Below are 17,222 nucleotides of genomic sequence, written 5' to 3' on the forward strand. Positions count from 1 at the left end.
CCTGTGAGTTTCCTCTTTGTGAACGTTTATGATAGGATTATGTACGAAATGGTTAGAGAAAGGTGTTGACTCTATGCGCGTAATAGCAGGAGAACATAAAGGACGGCAGCTTCAACCAGTGCCTCATCGGTTGACGCGTCCAACGACAGACAAAGTGAAAGAAGCATTATTTCAAATGATTGGCCCTTACTTTGAAGGAGGCGTGTGCCTTGACTTATTTGCTGGGAGTGGAGGTCTTGGTATTGAGTCATTAAGTAGAGGTATGGATAAATCAATCTTTGTCGATAAGCATCCAAAAGCGATTGCTACGATTTATGATAATTTGAAGACTCTTAAGTTAGAAGAGCATGCAGAAGTCTATAAGAATGATGCTTACAGAGCGATAAAAGCAGCAGGGAAAAGAGGCTTGCAATTCGATCTTGTATTCCTAGACCCCCCATATGATAAATTCTCATATCAGGAGCTTATCGATTCCATGCTTGAGCATGACGTTGTTAGTGAGGGAACAACCATTGTTTGTGAACATTCCTCCGAACAATCTTTACCAGACTCATTTGGTCCTTTTAAACGTTTTCGTCATGAAACCTATTCAAGCATTATTTCAATCAGTCTTTATAAACAAGAATAGAGGAGGATATTGATGGCAACCTTAGCAATATGTCCAGGAAGTTTCGACCCAATTACATATGGTCATCTTGATATTATAGAGCGTGGAGCAAAGATTTTTGATCATGTAACGGTAGCGGTGTTTCATAATCGTTCAAAATCTCCCTTATTTTCTGTTGAAGAGCGTATAGAACTGATACAAGAAGTCACAAGTCACCTTGATAATGTGACTGTAGACTCTAGTAGTGGTTTACTTATTGATTATGCCGAAGAGAAAGGTGCAAATGTTGTACTAAGAGGGCTGCGAGCTGTGAGTGATTTTGAATATGAGATGCAAATTACAGCGATGAATCGAAAATTGAATGACTCTATTGAAACGTTCTTTGTCATGACCAACAATCAATACTCCTTCTTAAGTTCAAGCATTGTGAAAGAAGTGTCAAAATATCAAGGAGATGTCTCTGAACTAGTTCCTCCGCAAATTGAAGAAGCCTTGAAAGCAAAATATAAGAAATAGCCCCCTAACAATAAGTTAGTCGGGCTATTTTTTTATCATTCTTCGATACAAAATAAGGCTCGCAATAGCTAGAGAAGCGATCGTCATGAGTGGACCTATGTTGACAAGCTTCTCGAAAAGGTCTGACCAAAATGTTTCGTGTTTGCTTAACCTCATCCATACAGGTGATTCATCGGATTCGAATGCTTGCCGGTCCACGTAGAGAGGAACGAACAATAACACACTTAATCCAGCAGCGAAAAGACCATGAAGAATACGCGCGAAGAAATAAGGTCTGAAGCGTATATCAGTGTCTGCTAAAATACTAGCAACTTGTGCTTGTACAGAAAAACCATTAAAAGCTAATATAAAACTGACACAAATAACTTGTTGCAATAGAACTGAATTTTCAGCCTGAGCAGTCATCTGAGAGCCGAGTGTAATTTCGAATAGTCCTGAAATAAAGGGGAGGGTCAATTCTTGCGGCAATGTAATCATCTGAAATAGGATGCCTATTCCCCCGGCAATAATAGGAGTGATTCCTACTAAGAATAATAGTTTATTAAAGACAGAAAACATGATGATAAACCCACCAATCATCAGTAACGTTTGGATAGAAGATAAAACAGCATCTCCAAAGAACTTACCAAATGGGCGTGGTTCTTCTAATCGTGTTTGATGAAGAGCTAGGAAAGCTTTTTTTAAGGTGATCTTATCTCTAGAGCGGTCTCGTGTAGGTGTTTGTTCTCGTCCATAAAAACGCATACATATACCTACTAGTGTATTTCCTACGTAATGGCTTACTGCTAGTAATATACCTAAGGTGGGATCGTGAAAGAATCCTACAGATACTGCTCCAAATATAAAGAGTGGGTTAGAAGCGTTCGTGAAAGAAACGAGTCGTTCAGCTTCTATTCGTGTAAGCTGTTTCTCTTGTCTTAACCTCGCTGTTAGCTTGGCACCAGACGGATATCCGCTTGCCATGCCCATTGCCCACACGAAACTGCCTACTCCAGGAACTCTAAATATTGGTCTCATAATTGGCTCGAAAAGAATTCCTATGAAACGAACAACTCCGAAACCGATTAAAAGTTCAGCCGTGATGAAAAACGGGAGCAGGGAGGGGAACACAATTTCCCACCACATATTTAACCCTCGGATGGAAGCTTCTAGAGCTTGATCAGGGAAGCGAATTAGCGAGAAAGCAATAAATAATGCCATCAACGCGAGTATTAGTGATTTTACTTGTGATTTCATATATAGCCCCCTACAAATTGACCGACTGTACTTCTTTTTTGGGAAATAGTAAAATGTTCATAACATATACATACAGTACAAGCGTTTCTATACCACTATACGCTCATGAGAAAGAGATTTATGCCATAAAATAAGAAAAGCAAGGTAAGAAAAAGGGAGGTCTTAGGGTGAAGAGACCTGTTGTTGGATTGGCCTTAGGGTCTGGAGGTGCAAGAGGGTTTGCTCATCTAGGTGTGTTAAAGGCGCTAAAGGATTCCGGTATACCAGTGCACCTTATTGCGGGAAGCAGCATGGGAGCACTTGTGGGGTCTTTGTATTGTGCTGGGCAGGATATGGACCAATTATACAAATTAGCAAAAACGTTTAAGCGTAAGTATTATTTAGATTTCACTGTTCCTAAGATGGGGTTTATTCAAGGTAAGCGTATTAAAGAGTACATAAGTTTATTTACGTATAGAAAGGATATTCAGGAGTTAGATATCCCGTTCTCCGTCATTGCAACGGATCTACATACGGGAGAGAAAGTCATTTTTAAAGAAGGCAATACAGCAGATGCAGTTAGAGCTAGTATCTCTATCCCGGGCATTTTTGTACCTGTAAAGATCGGAGATCGTTTATTGATTGACGGAGGGGTTGTTGATCGGGTTCCCGTTTCTGTAGCAAGAGAGATGGGCGCTGATATTGTAATTGGGGTTGATTGTGCACACTTTGATGGCAGTAATGATGTCCAATCCATCTATGACGTAATTATTCAAAGTATAGAGATTATGCAAGATGAATTACTTAGCCAAATTGATATTGATGCCGATTTTATGTTGAAGCCGGATGTGAAGAAGTTTAGTTCGAGAGCCTTTACGGATACAGTCGAGATTGTAAATGAGGGAGAGAAAGAGGCGAATCGTCATATTGCAGCGATTCGAACGTATATAGAGAATTGGAAGGAGCCCGACGATGAAGCAGAATAAAAGATATATTATAGTATTTGCGGTAGTAGTGGTACTTGCCTTTTTCTTGGCTCAGTACCGTTTGCCGTATTATATTTATCAGCCTGGATCGGCTGATGACTTGAATCCAGTAGTACAAGTTCAAGATGGATTTAAAAGTGATGGAGAGATGCACTTGGTTACTGTTAGCGGTGGACCTGCAACGCCGATTCGGTATGTGATTGCTAAAATCCTTCCTTATCACGAAATTTATGATATTGAAGATATTTTACCTGAAGGGGTTAGTCAAAATGAGTATCATCACGCCCAACTTCAAGTAATGGAATCGTCTCAGGAAGCTGCTCAAGTAGTTGCTTACAAAGCGGCAGGGAAGGATATTACGATCAACTATGACGGGGTTTATGTTATGAGTGTAGGTCAAGATATGCCAGCAGAAGGCAAACTTGAAATTGGAGATCGTATTATTGAAGTAAATGGAAAAGAGATTAAAAAGTCAGAAGAACTTATAGACTTAATTGCACCACTTAATGTAGGGGATAGTGTAGAAGTTACGTTTGAAAGAAACGATAAGAAAATGACGAAAACGGTATCGTTACAAAAACATCCTGAAGAAGAGCGAGCTATTATGGGGATCGGGCTTGTCACTGATCGCAGTGTGAAAGTTGATCCTGCTGTAAACTTTAAGAGTGGAGAGATTGGAGGACCTAGTGCGGGCCTCATGTTTTCATTGGAAATTTATGATCAATTGACAGAGAGCGATATAACGAAAGGGTATCAAGTCGCTGGTACAGGTGAAATATCATATGAAGGAAAAGTTGGACGTATTGGTGGAATCGATAAAAAAGTCGTAGCATCTGATGAAGAAGGGATTGAAATCTTTTTCGCTCCTAATGAAGGTGGAAAAGAGGGGTCTAACTACGAGGTGGCTAAAAAGACAGCTGAAGATATCGGAACAGACATGAAGATAGTGCCTGTAGACACCTTTGATGAAGCGTTACAATACTTGAAGGACTTAGATCCTAAAACCTCAGATTAAAGACTAGAAAGGGCTCCAAGTTGTACAAAATACAACTTGGAGCCCTTTTCGACTTTGTTTACGGGCCAATATTTGAGGTCCAGCTTTCTTTGCTATGTTGTGGCGCTACTGACCGATTGAAAAAATATAGTAATCAGAAGTATACATCCGTGTTTCCACGGTTGTCTTGTCTTCTCCTTTAGAGAAAGTAAGATCTTTTCCTTTTTGCTCTAGGAAAGCAAATCCTCTCTCTCCCATAAAGGTTTTGACGATGTAATAATAATCGCCCTCCACAGGGGTGTGTGGTGTAATGTAGGTCTCTGATTCGGTATCAATCTGCACATAAGGTTTGTCGCCAAGTTTAAGCTGTACGATGCCGCTGATCACAGGAATTGGATTTCCTTCTTGAAATAAGGTGTCTTTAAATACAAATCCAATAGATCCTACTATAATGAACAGCGCAAGGAATGTAATGCTGAACCATCGTAACAGATTGCGCAACCTCATTCCCCCTTTAATATTTGGACGATGGGTCCATAAAAAAGTTTCACATGTGTGGCATTACAGGAGGTCCTATTTCTCTTTTTCGTAAGGCTTTTTTTCGCTCTACTGACAAACAAGATAAATAGGCGTCCACAGAACGCTCCTCTATTGTAACAAATTCATGATCTCCTGACTGCAAATTTGTAAGGATAGGGACGTTCATTTTTTTCTTTTGTTCTTTAATATACGTGCGACCGGTCTTTGACATTCCTAATAAACGTACGTAGGGCACTTGTTTAAGTTCATGTAGAGAGTGAAGTTCATCTTTCTTCGTGTTAGTTAAAATGTGAGTTATAGTACGCTGAAGCCGTGTCCATGTATAGCGTTTGGTTTTAAGTAAATTCATCCACTCTTCAAATGTAGTGGCTTTTTGTATTGTATGCTTTAATCGAAATTCAAGTCCTTCTTCAACACCATGAAAGGATCTGATCTCTTCTTTAGAAAGGGTAGTTAACTTATAGTGTAGCAATGGGAAATAACGCTCCCAGTAATGCCAGCCGTTTGCCTTATCTTCATATTCTTTTAATACATTTACTGAAGCAGGTGGCAAAGACCCTTCAGCTTCTGCAGTCATTTCTTGTTGCTTGAGAATAGATTTCCGTATACTCGTTGCACTTGCAATTTTATGAGAAATCGTTTCATCGTGATAACCGCTTTTAGTGCGTTTAATGGTCATCGGGGTGATTGGTAACTTGTGATCCAGAATGGTTTTTGTATAACTAAAGCCTAATATATTATTTGGCTGAGTTAAGTCAATGGAGTCCTCTGACAAGCCGATTGCCTTGTATGCAAGCCGGCTGGCTTCTGGAAAAGAGTACCCTTGATCTAAAAAATGGTGGAGTGAATCTTTATAATACTCCTGATGACCATTTAAGTAATCATATGCCTTTGTAAAAGGAGTAATATCCCCTTGTTCACTTCCGAAGCAGATGGTGTCAGTGCCAATTTCATGAAGAGTAAATACCGCACCTTTTGCAAATAAATCGCTATTTTGTACTGCAAAGGCGTAAGGGAGTTCTAAAACGATATCGACACCTTGAGACAATGCAATTTGAGCTCGGTGCCACTTATCTATGATAGCTGGCTCTCCTCTTTGAAGGAAATTTCCACTCATTACTGCAATCATGCAATCAGCTCCAGATGTTTCTTTGGATTGTTTGAGATGATATTGGTGACCGAAGTGAAAAGGGTTATACTCAACAATAAGTCCACACGATTTCATGACGTTAAACCTCTTTCCTATAGTATTTTCCGTTCAGTTAATTCGTTACCATGATTATAAACTAACGAAATAGGGAAGCGAAATCAATATAAAGGAAGCATTTTGTAAGGTCTTACTTGCGTCGCGGGTTAAGTTATGGCATAGTGAGAAGACTATAAAAGCGAAATGATAAAAGGCGATATTGCTGTAAAGAAAAAATGTTGACAAATTGTCTATTTCCTTTTAAAATAACTCTTGTTGCCTTGAGGTGATTAGAATGAAATTTGCTTTACAAAAATTAAAAGCAGCTGATCTAGAACCGGTAACGTTTGATGATCACGTTGACATTTCTGAACTAGAAGAAATGCCTAATGACATCCGATCGATACCTGATGTACATGTAAAGGGTGAAGCTACTCGTAATGGAGATACAGTGACTTTTCGTTTTTCTGTCTCTGGTACAATGACGCTCCCATGTGCTCGTACATTAGCGGATGTGAAGTATCCGTTTTCCTTTGATGCGGTAGAAGTCTTCTCGCTTTCTCCTTATCATCAAGAAGGTGAAGATGAGATCCATGAAATTGCTGGAGAAGTGCTTGACTTAACGCCTTATATCAAGGAAAATGTAATATTGGAAGTTCCTTTGCAAGTGTTCGCTGATGACGAAGTGTTAGAGGATGCTCTTTCTGAGGGGCATGGCTGGCAGTTGGTCACAGAGGAGAAGCAAGAAGAGAAGGTGGATCCTCGCCTTGCAAAGCTTCAACAATTTTTAGATGATAACAAAGAGTAAGAGATCCATCACATACAATCTGGATCGTGCATGAAGGAGGTGTAACACATGGCAGTACCAAAGCGTAGAACTTCAAAAAAGGTTAAAAACCAACGTCGTACTCACAAGAAACTTCACGTACCAGGAATGGTAGAATGCCAAAACTGCGGTGAATACACTAAACAACACCATGTTTGCAAATCTTGCGGACAGTACAATGGTAAACAAGTTGTTGAACAATAAACCGTTCAAAAAAAGGGGGTCTCATAGAGGCGCTCTTTTTTTGTGCTTTTCTAAGGGATTTTGAGAGTCAATTCGTGTAATTTAGCATTTTATATAAAATATGTGCTAGTAAAATGCACGTTTACTTAAATAGTTTGGTAAAATGAAAGTAGAAAGAATAGAAAAGAGGGAACAACATGAGTGAATATGTGAAGTGGGATTTATATGAGCAAGGTTATGGTATGATAACTCTTCACCGTCCTGAGCGACGTAATGCCCTTTCTTTAGATATGATTGAGGAACTCCAAACGCTTTTAAAGGATGCGAGAGACCTTGATATAAAAGCATTAGTCATTACTGGAGCAGGTGATCAAGCATTCTGCGCAGGAGGAGACCTTAATGACTTTCATGCAGGTTTGTCTTCTCAAGAAGCTTTTAGTGCCCTTTACCCTATGAAAGAAGTACTTTATGAACTATCTCGTTTTCCTGTACCTACTATAGCTTTATTAAATGGACATACACGAGGAGGAGGGTGTGAACTAGCGACTGCATGTGATTTCAGATATGCTGCTGAAGGTTCCACAATCGGGTTTGTACAAGGAGATTTAGGGATATCACCTGGCTTTGGTGGTGGCGCGTTACTTTACCATAGGATCCACCCTTTAAAGGCTTATGAAATGCTTGTACAGTCTCGTGTTTATGGTACAGAAGAGGCGATTCACACAGGATGGCTACAAGGTGTAATCCGTGAAGAGACAATAGCAGAAGACATTGACAATATTATGAAACCGTTCTTAAGCAAGACTATCGATCAAGCGAAACATTTCAAACAACAATATGTGAAGCAACAAATTCCTTTATCCCTATCAGCTGATATGGATGATGAAGTAAGACGTTGCTCAAATTTGTGGGGAAATGAACAGCATAAAGAAGCGGTTCAGGGTTATCAAAAGTCCTGATCTTTACTGGATTTACTATTGGCGTGTTTGTATAGTGGTTTATAAGAGGATTGAGAGGCTGTTACAAACTTGTGTTGTAGCAGCTTTTTTTGTTCACATGAATGTGGGATAGCCGAACCTCCTCTAATATTTCTTGATTAAGTCAGTGTTTTTCATTGATGTCTAGCTCCGGGGGCTAGAGGCTAGCGAAATAAGCCATCTTTTCTACAGAGGCTATCGCCTCTTCCGGAGAGATGGCTTATCCGGCCCCACACGAGGTGGGGGCGTTCGGTGTTGGCTATTGACGTGCCGTTTTTAACCGAACTTCCTTCAAGCATGGTCACCCCGCCTGTGCTTTTCTTGTGTCTAGCTCCGGGGGCTAGAGGCTAGCGAGATAAGCCATCTTTTCTGCAGAGGCTATCGCCTCTTCCGAAAAGATGGCTTATCCGTACGCCTCTGGGCAAGCCCCCTGCGCTTTTCTTAATGTCTAGCTCCGGCTCCTAGACCCTAGCGTCATAATCAAGCTGACTGCAGTCCGCTACGCGTACTTTCGTCATCTTGATTATGCGTACGGGTCTGAACAGTCGCCTGTGCTTTTCTTAATTCCCTAGTCTATCTCTCCTATTAGTTGCATACATTTTTAGTACACGTGATAGGAGGGATAGAATGAATGCTACGAGGCAGGATGCTTGGACACAGGATGAGGATGTTTTACTAGCTGAAACGGTTCTCCGTTATATACGGCTTGGGAAGACGCAGTTGGAGGCTTTTGAGGAGGTTGCAAAGAAGCTCTCTCGCACTTCGGCTGCTTGTGGGTTTCGTTGGAATGCTACCGTTCGTAAACGATATGCAAAGGGGATTCAGTTAGCGAAAGAAGAAAGAAAAAGAGGCGGGGCAGAAAGGGAAGAGGTAGCTTCTTCGGAAGATTCTATCACCTCCACTTTCTCCATAGATGATGCAATCTCTTTTTTAGAAACGATGAGAAAAAATGTTTCTGGAAATAAGCTTGAATCTTCACATCAAGATATCTCTACGCTCTATGAAGAAAATCAGAAACTAAAAGATCAAGTGAAAAGATATCATCAAGCGTGGGAAGAGATGGGGAAACTTTGGCAGTGGGTGCAAATACCGAAAGAAAAAGGCTGATCACCTTAGTGATCAGCCTTTTTTCTATAATTATTATGACGATGGAGTTTTTTCTGACACTCCTGTAGGCGTCCAAATTAGAGGGTTTTCTCCTAAATCTCGCTCCATATCGTATTTTGCTTTTTGAAATCCCATCTTCTCCCAAAAACCATGAGAGTTAATACGAGGGTTTGTTTTAATCGGTAATTTAAAACTTTTGGCGAAGTCTACAAGTTTCTTCCCATACCCTTTATTTCGATAATCAGGTAAGACTTCAAGCTTCCATAGTTCCAAGTAATCTTGAGGAGGCTCAAAGTAGTCATCATACCGAGATGAAACTTGATATAGACTCATCCGAGCTACTAAAGCGTTTCCATAATAAACGCCATAAAATGGTGAAACGCTATCATTTTCAATTATGTTACTTTGCAGGTCTTCTAACATGGAGAGTTCTTGATTTCCGTATTCTTTAAATCGTTTGAATTCTTCTAACGTTTTAAAATTAACCACTAGTTTCTGAACTTGTATGGTATCCATCATTTTAAAATCCCCCTTAAAACCTTAATTGCTCCTCTCCATTATAATATAAAAATTTTCTGAATAAAATGATTGTTGTTCTTTTAGAGGTAAATGTTTTGGGGATCGTGTGATTTAACACTAGTCTTCTAAATTACACCACTATGTTTTCGTAAACATAATAAACGCGTCCTCCTCTTAGGACTACACCATAAATAGGTTATTTTATAAGGGATACATAACATTTTTTTTGCTAAAATGGGCATATAGGAGGAATTTAACCTCTTATTGTATAAAGATTAAGAATAGATAAACGTGAGAAGGTGGAGAAATGAGAGTAGCAGTAGTTGGGGCTGGGGCAATTGGATTGCTGTATGCAATCAGGACACAAGAAGCAGGACATGAGGTGACCCTTTATGTGAAAAGGGAAGAACAAATGGATCTTATCCATAATAGAGGCATCCGTTTAGATGGTAGTCCAGGAGTATATGACATTCATGCCAAAAATGCTATGGATATAGATGATTCCTTCGATTTAATTATAGTTGCTACTAAACAAACTCATGTTAAAGAAGTTATAGAGATCGTAAAGAAAAATGAGATCTCCACCCCTCTTTTGTTCATGCAAAACGGAATGGGACATACAGAAGACCTAAAAGAAATGACTAACTCAACGGCGGTCGGAATTGTAGAACATGGAGCAAGGAAGTTGAGTGATCGAACTGTAGCTCATACGGGTGTAGGTGTTACACGAATAGCTGGTATAACGATGAAGCAAGAAGATCTAATGACTTATAAAGAAGAGTTTAACTCTAGTCACTTCCCTTATAAAATAGAGAATAGTTGGTTTGAAGTCATGTCAGATAAGTTAATTATTAATGCAGTTATCAATCCTTTAACATCCGTTTTTAAGGTTGCTAATGGGGAGATTGTGAACAATCCTCATCTATACCGTATTGCAACACGTTTATGTGAAGAGGCATGTGATGTTCTTGGTAAGATTGATGTTGAGTATCATTTAAGCAGGATAAAGAAAGTTGCGCTGCAAACAAAAGACAACCATTCTTCAATGCTTGAGGATATTAAGAATGGTAGAAACACGGAAGTTGAAGGAATTTCAGGTTATTTATTAAAAAAGGCAAGTAAAAAACTCCCATATACCACATTTGTTTATGAAGGGGTACTAGCCATGCAACACATGGACAGGAGGGGATGCGAGTGAATCAAATGTTCGCCTATTTAGTAGCTGTTTTGATTACACTACCAGTGCCGCTTACAATAATTGTTTATATGATTATGAGAAAAACGGTAAAGAATAAGAAGAAATCATTGCATTTAACGGTAAACAGTATGACGTTAATTTATGTTTTTGCTGTACCAGCGGCATTATTTGTTATTTTTGAGCGCTCTTATATTAGTTATGTTTTTATTCTACTTATACTATTACTGAGTCTTTTTGTTTTTCTCCAATGGAAAGTTAAAGAAGAGATTGTATTTAAGAAGGCTTTTAAAGGGTTTTGGCGCTTTAGCTTTTTGCTCTTTGTAAGTTTGCACGTAAGTCTTACGATATACGGACTAGCCTATCGACTTATGACTTTATGATGCCTTTTGAGTGAAATCCCTTCATCTTTTCGATACAATACGAGAGGAATACATAGATCATATTGAAAAAGGAGAAGGTTATCCATGCGGATCCAACCCATTGCATTACCATCACAGAATAAATTTATCCAACATTACCGTGCTCAGGAAGAGGAGCTATTAAATAAATTTCACTATAACCCATACAAGCAAGAAGAATATGAAAAACGTGCGCAAGAATTGGATAGTCGCTCATTTCAAAGAGAAGAGTTGGCTGATCATCTTCAAATTATGAATAAAAAATGGGGAGCGGGCGAAGCAACATTTTCAAACATTGAGCGCTTAAGAAACCCTGAAAGTGTCGTTGTAGTTGGTGGCCAACAAGCAGGTTTACTAACTGGGCCTATGTACACGATTCATAAGATGATTTCAATTATTATAATGGCTAAAGAACAAGAAGAGGCCCTTGGGCGTCCTGTACTTCCCGTCTTCTGGGTTGCGGGAGAGGACCATGACTTTGATGAGATTAATCATATTTATATGCCGCAATCTCCAAGAATGAAGAAACACAAAATACTTCAAAAGCAAATGAAAAAAGAAGCCATATCAGAAATGGAAATGGATAAAGAAGCTATACAATCTTGGCTTGATCGTTTATTTGCTGGTTTACATGAAAGTGAATATACAAATCGCCTCTATGATTTATTTAAAAGCGAACTGAAAAAGTCTACTACATTTGTTGATCTTTTTGCACGAATTACACATTCTTTCTTTAGCGAAGAAGGACTTGTTCTAATAGATGCACAAAATGATGATCTACGCCGTCTTGAAAGTAGCTATTTCCAAGAAATGATTAAGAAGCAACCTGAAATTAGTGAAGGTGTTGTACGATCTCTACATCACACGGCACAGCAAGGTTACGCCGTTAACCTTGAAGCGGAAGTGGATGATGGTCATCTATTTTATAAATGGAACGGGGAACGAACGTTATTAATGAAAGACGAAGAAGGATATTGGCGAGGTAAGAAAGATGAAGTTTGTTTGAGCGAAGAAGAACTAATGCATATTGCTGAAACTTCCCCCCACCTTCTTAGCAATAACGTAGTCACACGTCCTCTTATGCAAGACCTTGTACTTCCTTCTCTTTCCTTTATTGCAGGTCCTGGCGAAGTTGGATATTGGTCAGCGCTTAAGTCAGTATTTGAATCACTTGATATACAAATGCCTCCAGTGATGCCTCGTTTATCTTTGACACTGCTGGATCGTAAAAATGAAAAATGGCTTCGTCGTCACTTAATTAATGTAGAACAAGCTGTAAATGAAGGTGTTACGGAAGATAAAAGTAAATGGATTGCGATGCAGAGTTATCCTCCTATTGAAGAGTTGGCTGATGAAGTGAAACGTGCGATTGAGAGAGCACATCGTCCTTTAAAAGAAAAGGCTCATGAAATTCGAGATGATATTGGTCAATTAGCAGAGAAGAACTTATTCCATTTGTTTAGAGATGTTGAATTTCTTCAAGAACGAATGGCTCAAGGTCTAGAGGAAAAGCATAGTAGAGAGTTAGATGTATTTGATCAAATTGATTTACGTTTGCATCCAGAAGGTGGATTGCAAGAGAGAGTATGGAACATTCTACCCTTCGTAAATGAATATGGTCTTGATTTTCCAAAGCAATTATTAAGTGAACAATATGATTGGAAGAAAGCTCACCACGTAATCTTTATGTAGAACAATGAGATTCCTTAACCACTAAGACTTTAAAAAAATGATTAAAATAAAAAATCCTGCCAAAAAGGCAGGATTTTTTTTGTTCCCAAAGAATATTTAAGTTAAAGTGGAGGAAAGTGGTGGGATGTGGTACGCTTGTGTGAGAAAGTGGGGCTATCTATATGTTTATGGGAGAATATCAACACAATATAGATACAAAAGGCCGAATCATCGTGCCTTCTAAGTTTCGTGAAGACTTAGGAGAGAAGTTTGTCATTACACGTGGTCTTGATAAATGCGTATTCGCATACCCACTTTCTGAATGGACCGTCATCGAAGAGAAGTTGAAAAAGCTCCCACTAACAAAGAAAGATGCTAGAGCATTTACTCGCTTTTTCTTTTCAGGTGCAGTTGAGTGTGAAGTAGACAAGCAAGGAAGAATTAATATTCCTGCTCCATTGAGGACATATGCAGCACTAGAAAAAGAATGTATTGTCATTGGCGTTTCCAATCGCGTTGAATTTTGGGCTAAAGAAGATTGGGAGACGTATTTTGATGAATCTGAAGATTCTTTTGCAGAAATCGCTGAGAACATGATGGATTTTGATATTTAGCAAATAATATAACAACCAGAGAATCTAACTGAAAAGGAATGAAAGTATGTTTGACCATATTACAGTATTAAAGGAAGAAACCGTCACTGGATTAAACGTAGAACCGAATGGTATTTATGTCGACTGTACACTAGGTGGTGGGGGGCATAGTGAGCGTATAGCATCTCAGCTAAGTGAAGAAGGCCGACTTATTGCTTTTGATCAGGATGAGGTAGCCTTGAGTGCTGCTAAAGAACGTTTAGCTCCTTACGAAGACCGAATTACATTTGTACATGCAAATTTCAGGGAATTGAAACAATCTCTATTGGATCTTGGGATCGAAGAAGTAGATGGTATTGTTTTTGATTTAGGGGTATCTTCTCCACAGCTTGATGAAGATGAGAGAGGATTTAGTTATCATCAGGATGCACGTTTAGATATGCGTATGAACAGGGAACAGCCACTTAGCGCTTATGAAGTCATTAATGAATGGGATTACAATGACCTTGTCAGAATTTTCTTTAAGTACGGGGAAGAGAAATTCTCTAAACAGATTGCAAGAGGTATTGAGAAAAAACGTGAAGAAGCGCCAATTGAAACCACTACACAACTAGTGGACATTATTAAAGAGGCGATTCCAGCTCCTGCAAGAAGAAAAGGTGGCCATCCAGCTAAGCGTATTTTTCAGGCAGTGCGCATTGCTGTGAATGACGAATTAGGAGCTTTTGAAGACGCTTTAAAACAGGCGGCTGAAATGGTAGCAATGGAAGGCAGAATAGCTGTTATTACCTTCCATTCTTTAGAAGATCGTATCTGTAAGCAAACGTTTAAAGAGTGGAGTAGTAATCCTCCTTTACCTAAAAGTATTCCAATCATTCCTGAGGATCAATTGCCTCCTTTTGAATTAGTGAATCGAAAACCAATCATTCCAAGTGAAGAAGAATTAGAAGAAAATCGAAGAGCTCGATCTGCGAAGTTAAGAGTTGCTAAAAAAATACGTCCATGGGAAGGGTGGAATAATGAATGAGTGCAGAAAAAGCGAAACAATTGCACCAACATGAAACAACAGAGCAAAGCCAAAGTCAAAAGCAGGTTAAAGTCCAGGTACATAAAAAGAGATGGATTACACCTGGCGAGAAATTTTTATACACAGTTGTAAGTAGCCTAGCGATCCTTTTTAGTGTGGTCGTGGTTTCATATTCATCATCGATTGATCAGATCAATCGTGATGTGCAACATTTGGACACAAACATAAACAAGCAGCAGCTTGAGAATGAAAATCTTCAATATCAAATTAAAGAATTATCAAACCCCGAGCGTATCATGGAGATCGCGAAAGAAAACGGTCTTGAAATACGACAATCTAAAGTTAAACAAGCTAAATCCGTTTCCGGTAACGAATAAGGGGACATGAGATTTATGAAAAAAAACCGAACAACTCACCGAGTGGCAAAACTCTACATGCTTGGATTTATGTTGGTTTTCACAATCATATTCGGGCGTTTTGCTTATATTCAGGCAACAGGTGAAATTGAAGGGGTATCACTACAAGATTGGGCTGATCAAAAGCGAACGAGTTCCTATACGATTGAGGCCGATCGAGGCAAGATCCTTGATCGTAACGGAATGACGCTCGCCTATGACCGCCCGACTTATAGTGTTTATGCCATTATTGAAGAAGAATATTCAAAAGATTCAAAGGAGCCTTTGCATGTTGAGAACCCGGAAAAAACGGCAGAACAACTGGCTCCTATTTTAGGTTTAGAAGAATCTTATATTTATGATCGTTTATCGAAAGAAGGTCCTTTCCAAGTCGAATTTGGAGCAAACGGTCGTTATTTATCTCAAGAAACAAGAGAACAGATTGAGGATCTAGATCTCCCGGGTATTCGCTTTAAACAACAGGCGAAGCGGTACTATCCTAATGGCATGTTTGCATCCCACGTCCTAGGTTTCGCACAAAACCAAGGGGAAAGTGAAGAGATCAACGGCATGATGGGGATCGAGGAACAAATGGATGATTATCTGTCTGAGACGAACGGATCAATTTCCTACAAGCGAGATAAATATAATATGAAACTATTAAATCCAGAAGAAGTTTTTGAGAAACCAGAAGACGGGGCTAATGTCACGCTGACGATCGATCAAAAAATCCAGACATTCCTTGAAGATGCAATGAATCATGTTGTGAAGGAATATAGTCCTGAAAAAATAACTGCGATAGTTATGGATCCTAAGTCGGGAGAAGTATTGGCAATGGGGAATAGGCCGAGCTTTAACCCGAACGAAAGACAAGATATTGGCAATTGGTACAATGATGTCATTGCGTCTCCATATGAACCCGGTTCAACCATGAAGATCTTCACATATGCTGCTGCTATGGAAGAGGGTGTGTATAATGGTTCTGATACGTACATGTCCGGGGAGTACGTTTATAATGATCGTGGCGACAAAATCGGTGACCACAACGGTGGTAAGGGTTGGGATGTAATCGATTATGATGAAGGGTTCGAACGATCCTCAAACGTAGCAGCCGCCAAACTAGTCTGGGAACAATTAGGTCCTGAAACGTATATGGACTACTTACAAGCGTTTGGACTTGATCAAAAGACAGGCATTGACCTTCCTGGAGAACAAGCAGGAAAAATTGTGTACAAATGGGACAGTGAAGTCATTACGACTGCTTTTGGACAAGGTTCAACATTTACACCAATTCAACAAATGAAAGCTGCTACTTCTGTAGCGAATAATGGGAAAATGATGCAGCCTTACGTTATTTCGCAAGTAACAGATCCTTCTACCGGTGATGTTTTAGAGAAGAAAGAACCTAAAGTTGCTGGCGAGCCCATCAGCGAAGAGACTGCAAAAGAGATGCGAGAGTTGATGGGGAATGTTGTAACTGGAGAACATGGTACGGGTGTGAATTTCTATAACCTTGCTAACTATTCCGTTGCAGGCAAGACGGGTACAGCACAGATTCCAAATCCTAACGGAGGAGGATACTTAGGCGGTCACGGAAATTACTACCTATCTTTCCTTGGTATGGCACCTAAAGAAGATCCTGAGCTTATGATGTATGTCTCAGTGAAACAGCCAGACCTTGAACCAACTGAATATGAAGCTGAACCAAGCTCATATATTTTTAAAACAGTAATGGAGAATAGCCTCCACTATATGAACATCAAACCAACTGAAAACAAAGAAGAGCTTTCTGTAGAATCAAAAACCCTAAAGGATTACACAGGAGAGTCTGTTGATAAAGCGAAAAATTCCATTACTGAAAATGGGTTAACGCCTATTGTGCTAGGGGATGGAACTGAAGTGAAAGAGATGTTCCCGCATGGTGGAACGAAAGTCATATCTAATGAAAAGATTTTCTTAGTAACATCAGATTCAACGAAAATGCCTGATATGTCAGGTTGGGCCCTTCGCGATGTGCTCACATTTGGGGATGTCATGGATGTAAACGTTGATTCAATTGGGAGTGGTTTTGTCCGGAAACAAAGTGTTCCTGCGGGTGCTTCCTTACAAAAAGGAGGATACCTCGTTGTGGAGCTAACTGGTCCAAATGAAGAACCTTCAGACAAGTCACTCGAAGAACAAACAGAGCGATCTATGCAAGAAAAAGAAGGTCAAGGTTCTCAAGAAGTATCAGAAGAACCAGATGAACAAGAAGAAACTACGAATGAAGAACAATAGAGTGTAA

19 protein-coding genes are annotated in these 17,222 nt (G+C 39.5%); 15 read left to right on the forward strand and 4 right to left on the reverse strand.

The window, feature by feature from the left end:
- The first annotated feature begins 28 nt into the window (after positions 1 to 28).
- Positions 29 to 628, forward strand: a complete 600-nt coding sequence (gene rsmD / locus ACYX4O_RS08575) for a 16S rRNA (guanine(966)-N(2))-methyltransferase RsmD (protein WP_476356363.1) — start codon at positions 29 to 31, stop codon at positions 626 to 628.
- 12 nt (positions 629 to 640) lie between these two features.
- Positions 641 to 1,123, forward strand: a complete 483-nt coding sequence (coaD, locus tag ACYX4O_RS08580) for a pantetheine-phosphate adenylyltransferase (RefSeq protein ID WP_476356365.1) — start codon at positions 641 to 643, stop codon at positions 1,121 to 1,123.
- Positions 1,124 to 1,147: 24 nt separating this feature from the next.
- Here the strand turns inward: coaD and ylbJ are convergent, their stop codons facing one another.
- Entirely contained in the window at positions 1,148 to 2,359 is a 1,212-nt protein-coding gene (gene ylbJ, locus ACYX4O_RS08585; RefSeq protein ID WP_476356367.1) for a sporulation integral membrane protein YlbJ, read from the reverse strand.
- A 167-nt stretch (positions 2,360 to 2,526) separates the two neighbouring features.
- Here ylbJ and ACYX4O_RS08590 point away from each other — a divergent pair, with 167 nt between their 5' ends.
- Both ACYX4O_RS08590 and ACYX4O_RS08595 read left to right on the forward strand, forming a co-directional pair.
- Positions 2,527 to 3,324, forward strand: coding sequence for a patatin-like phospholipase family protein (locus ACYX4O_RS08590; RefSeq protein WP_476356369.1), 798 nt, complete (start codon positions 2,527 to 2,529; stop codon positions 3,322 to 3,324).
- Complete coding sequence (locus ACYX4O_RS08595) at positions 3,311 to 4,339, forward strand: SepM family pheromone-processing serine protease (RefSeq protein ID WP_476356371.1); 1,029 nt, start codon at positions 3,311 to 3,313, stop codon at positions 4,337 to 4,339. Before ACYX4O_RS08590 ends, ACYX4O_RS08595 begins: the two co-directional genes overlap by 14 nt.
- A 105-nt stretch (positions 4,340 to 4,444) precedes the next feature.
- Here ACYX4O_RS08595 and ACYX4O_RS08600 read toward each other — a convergent pair whose 3' ends face one another.
- Both ACYX4O_RS08600 and ACYX4O_RS08605 read right to left on the reverse strand, forming a co-directional pair.
- Entirely contained in the window at positions 4,445 to 4,819 is a 375-nt protein-coding gene (locus ACYX4O_RS08600) for a hypothetical protein (RefSeq protein ID WP_476356373.1), read from the reverse strand.
- 46 nt (positions 4,820 to 4,865) lie between these two features.
- Positions 4,866 to 6,083, reverse strand: a complete 1,218-nt coding sequence (locus tag ACYX4O_RS08605) for a nucleotidyltransferase (protein WP_476356375.1) — start codon at positions 6,081 to 6,083, stop codon at positions 4,866 to 4,868.
- A 256-nt stretch (positions 6,084 to 6,339) separates the two neighbouring features.
- On the opposite strand from ACYX4O_RS08605, the gene ACYX4O_RS08610 reads away from it, so the two are divergent.
- The 4 genes from ACYX4O_RS08610 (at position 6,340) to ACYX4O_RS08625 (ending at position 9,137) form a co-directional block, all read left to right on the forward strand.
- Positions 6,340 to 6,852: a YceD family protein gene (locus ACYX4O_RS08610; protein ID WP_036780823.1), complete on the forward strand. Its 513-nt coding sequence runs from the start codon at positions 6,340 to 6,342 to the stop codon at positions 6,850 to 6,852.
- Between the two features lie 48 nt (positions 6,853 to 6,900).
- Complete coding sequence (gene rpmF, locus ACYX4O_RS08615; protein ID WP_188654864.1) at positions 6,901 to 7,074, forward strand: 50S ribosomal protein L32; 174 nt, start codon at positions 6,901 to 6,903, stop codon at positions 7,072 to 7,074.
- 176 nt (positions 7,075 to 7,250) lie between these two features.
- Positions 7,251 to 8,012, forward strand: a complete 762-nt coding sequence (locus ACYX4O_RS08620; protein ID WP_476356378.1) for an enoyl-CoA hydratase/isomerase family protein — start codon at positions 7,251 to 7,253, stop codon at positions 8,010 to 8,012.
- Between the two features lie 645 nt (positions 8,013 to 8,657).
- Positions 8,658 to 9,137: an RsfA family transcriptional regulator gene (locus tag ACYX4O_RS08625; RefSeq protein ID WP_476356380.1), complete on the forward strand. Its 480-nt coding sequence runs from the start codon at positions 8,658 to 8,660 to the stop codon at positions 9,135 to 9,137.
- A 33-nt stretch (positions 9,138 to 9,170) separates the two neighbouring features.
- Here the strand turns inward: ACYX4O_RS08625 and ACYX4O_RS08630 are convergent, their stop codons facing one another.
- Positions 9,171 to 9,653: an N-acetyltransferase gene (locus ACYX4O_RS08630; protein ID WP_476357054.1), complete on the reverse strand. Its 483-nt coding sequence runs from the start codon at positions 9,651 to 9,653 to the stop codon at positions 9,171 to 9,173.
- Between the two features lie 310 nt (positions 9,654 to 9,963).
- Between ACYX4O_RS08630 and ACYX4O_RS08635 the strand changes: the two genes are divergently transcribed.
- The 7 genes from ACYX4O_RS08635 (at position 9,964) to ACYX4O_RS08665 (ending at position 17,215) form a co-directional block, all read left to right on the forward strand.
- Positions 9,964 to 10,854, forward strand: a complete 891-nt coding sequence (locus tag ACYX4O_RS08635; RefSeq protein ID WP_476356382.1) for a ketopantoate reductase family protein — start codon at positions 9,964 to 9,966, stop codon at positions 10,852 to 10,854.
- A 5-nt stretch (positions 10,855 to 10,859) separates the two neighbouring features.
- Entirely contained in the window at positions 10,860 to 11,234 is a 375-nt protein-coding gene (locus ACYX4O_RS08640; RefSeq protein ID WP_476357056.1) for a DUF3397 domain-containing protein, read from the forward strand.
- Positions 11,235 to 11,318: 84 nt separating this feature from the next.
- Entirely contained in the window at positions 11,319 to 12,944 is a 1,626-nt protein-coding gene (gene bshC / locus ACYX4O_RS08645) for a bacillithiol biosynthesis cysteine-adding enzyme BshC (protein ID WP_476356384.1), read from the forward strand.
- 161 nt (positions 12,945 to 13,105) lie between these two features.
- Positions 13,106 to 13,537, forward strand: a complete 432-nt coding sequence (gene mraZ / locus ACYX4O_RS08650) for a division/cell wall cluster transcriptional repressor MraZ (protein ID WP_476356386.1) — start codon at positions 13,106 to 13,108, stop codon at positions 13,535 to 13,537.
- 46 nt (positions 13,538 to 13,583) lie between these two features.
- Complete coding sequence (rsmH, locus tag ACYX4O_RS08655) at positions 13,584 to 14,543, forward strand: 16S rRNA (cytosine(1402)-N(4))-methyltransferase RsmH (protein ID WP_476356388.1); 960 nt, start codon at positions 13,584 to 13,586, stop codon at positions 14,541 to 14,543.
- A complete protein-coding gene (gene ftsL / locus ACYX4O_RS08660; protein WP_476356389.1) occupies positions 14,540 to 14,920 on the forward strand; it encodes a cell division protein FtsL in 381 nt (126 codons plus the stop codon). The genes rsmH and ftsL overlap by 4 nt, the downstream gene beginning before the upstream one ends.
- Before the next feature lie 15 nt (positions 14,921 to 14,935).
- A complete protein-coding gene (locus tag ACYX4O_RS08665; RefSeq protein WP_476356391.1) occupies positions 14,936 to 17,215 on the forward strand; it encodes a penicillin-binding protein in 2,280 nt (759 codons plus the stop codon).
- The last annotated feature ends 7 nt before the right edge of the window (positions 17,216 to 17,222 follow it).

The sequence above is a fragment of the Pontibacillus sp. ABV4_188 genome (genome assembly GCF_056311905.1).

Excerpts from the sequence above, each read along its gene's own strand:
- ACYX4O_RS08640 (WP_476357056.1), top strand. The coding sequence starts at position 10,860 with ATGTTCGCCTATTTAGTAGCTGTTTTGATTACACTACCAGTGCCGCTT.
- ylbJ (WP_476356367.1), bottom strand. The coding sequence starts at position 2,359 with ATGAAATCACAAGTAAAATCACTAATACTCGCGTTGATGGCATTATTT.
- bshC (WP_476356384.1), top strand. The coding sequence starts at position 11,319 with ATGCGGATCCAACCCATTGCATTACCATCACAGAATAAATTTATCCAA.
- ACYX4O_RS08625 (WP_476356380.1), top strand. The coding sequence starts at position 8,658 with ATGAATGCTACGAGGCAGGATGCTTGGACACAGGATGAGGATGTTTTA.
- coaD (WP_476356365.1), top strand. The coding sequence starts at position 641 with ATGGCAACCTTAGCAATATGTCCAGGAAGTTTCGACCCAATTACATAT.
- rsmD (WP_476356363.1), top strand. The coding sequence starts at position 29 with ATGATAGGATTATGTACGAAATGGTTAGAGAAAGGTGTTGACTCTATG.
- ftsL (WP_476356389.1), top strand. The coding sequence starts at position 14,540 with ATGAGTGCAGAAAAAGCGAAACAATTGCACCAACATGAAACAACAGAG.
- rsmH (WP_476356388.1), top strand. The coding sequence starts at position 13,584 with ATGTTTGACCATATTACAGTATTAAAGGAAGAAACCGTCACTGGATTA.
- ACYX4O_RS08630 (WP_476357054.1), bottom strand. The coding sequence starts at position 9,653 with ATGGATACCATACAAGTTCAGAAACTAGTGGTTAATTTTAAAACGTTA.
- ACYX4O_RS08635 (WP_476356382.1), top strand. The coding sequence starts at position 9,964 with ATGAGAGTAGCAGTAGTTGGGGCTGGGGCAATTGGATTGCTGTATGCA.
- ACYX4O_RS08605 (WP_476356375.1), bottom strand. The coding sequence starts at position 6,083 with ATGAAATCGTGTGGACTTATTGTTGAGTATAACCCTTTTCACTTCGGT.
- ACYX4O_RS08665 (WP_476356391.1), top strand. The coding sequence starts at position 14,936 with ATGAAAAAAAACCGAACAACTCACCGAGTGGCAAAACTCTACATGCTT.
- rpmF (WP_188654864.1), top strand. The coding sequence starts at position 6,901 with ATGGCAGTACCAAAGCGTAGAACTTCAAAAAAGGTTAAAAACCAACGT.
- ACYX4O_RS08620 (WP_476356378.1), top strand. The coding sequence starts at position 7,251 with ATGAGTGAATATGTGAAGTGGGATTTATATGAGCAAGGTTATGGTATG.
- ACYX4O_RS08595 (WP_476356371.1), top strand. The coding sequence starts at position 3,311 with ATGAAGCAGAATAAAAGATATATTATAGTATTTGCGGTAGTAGTGGTA.
- ACYX4O_RS08610 (WP_036780823.1), top strand. The coding sequence starts at position 6,340 with ATGAAATTTGCTTTACAAAAATTAAAAGCAGCTGATCTAGAACCGGTA.
- mraZ (WP_476356386.1), top strand. The coding sequence starts at position 13,106 with ATGTTTATGGGAGAATATCAACACAATATAGATACAAAAGGCCGAATC.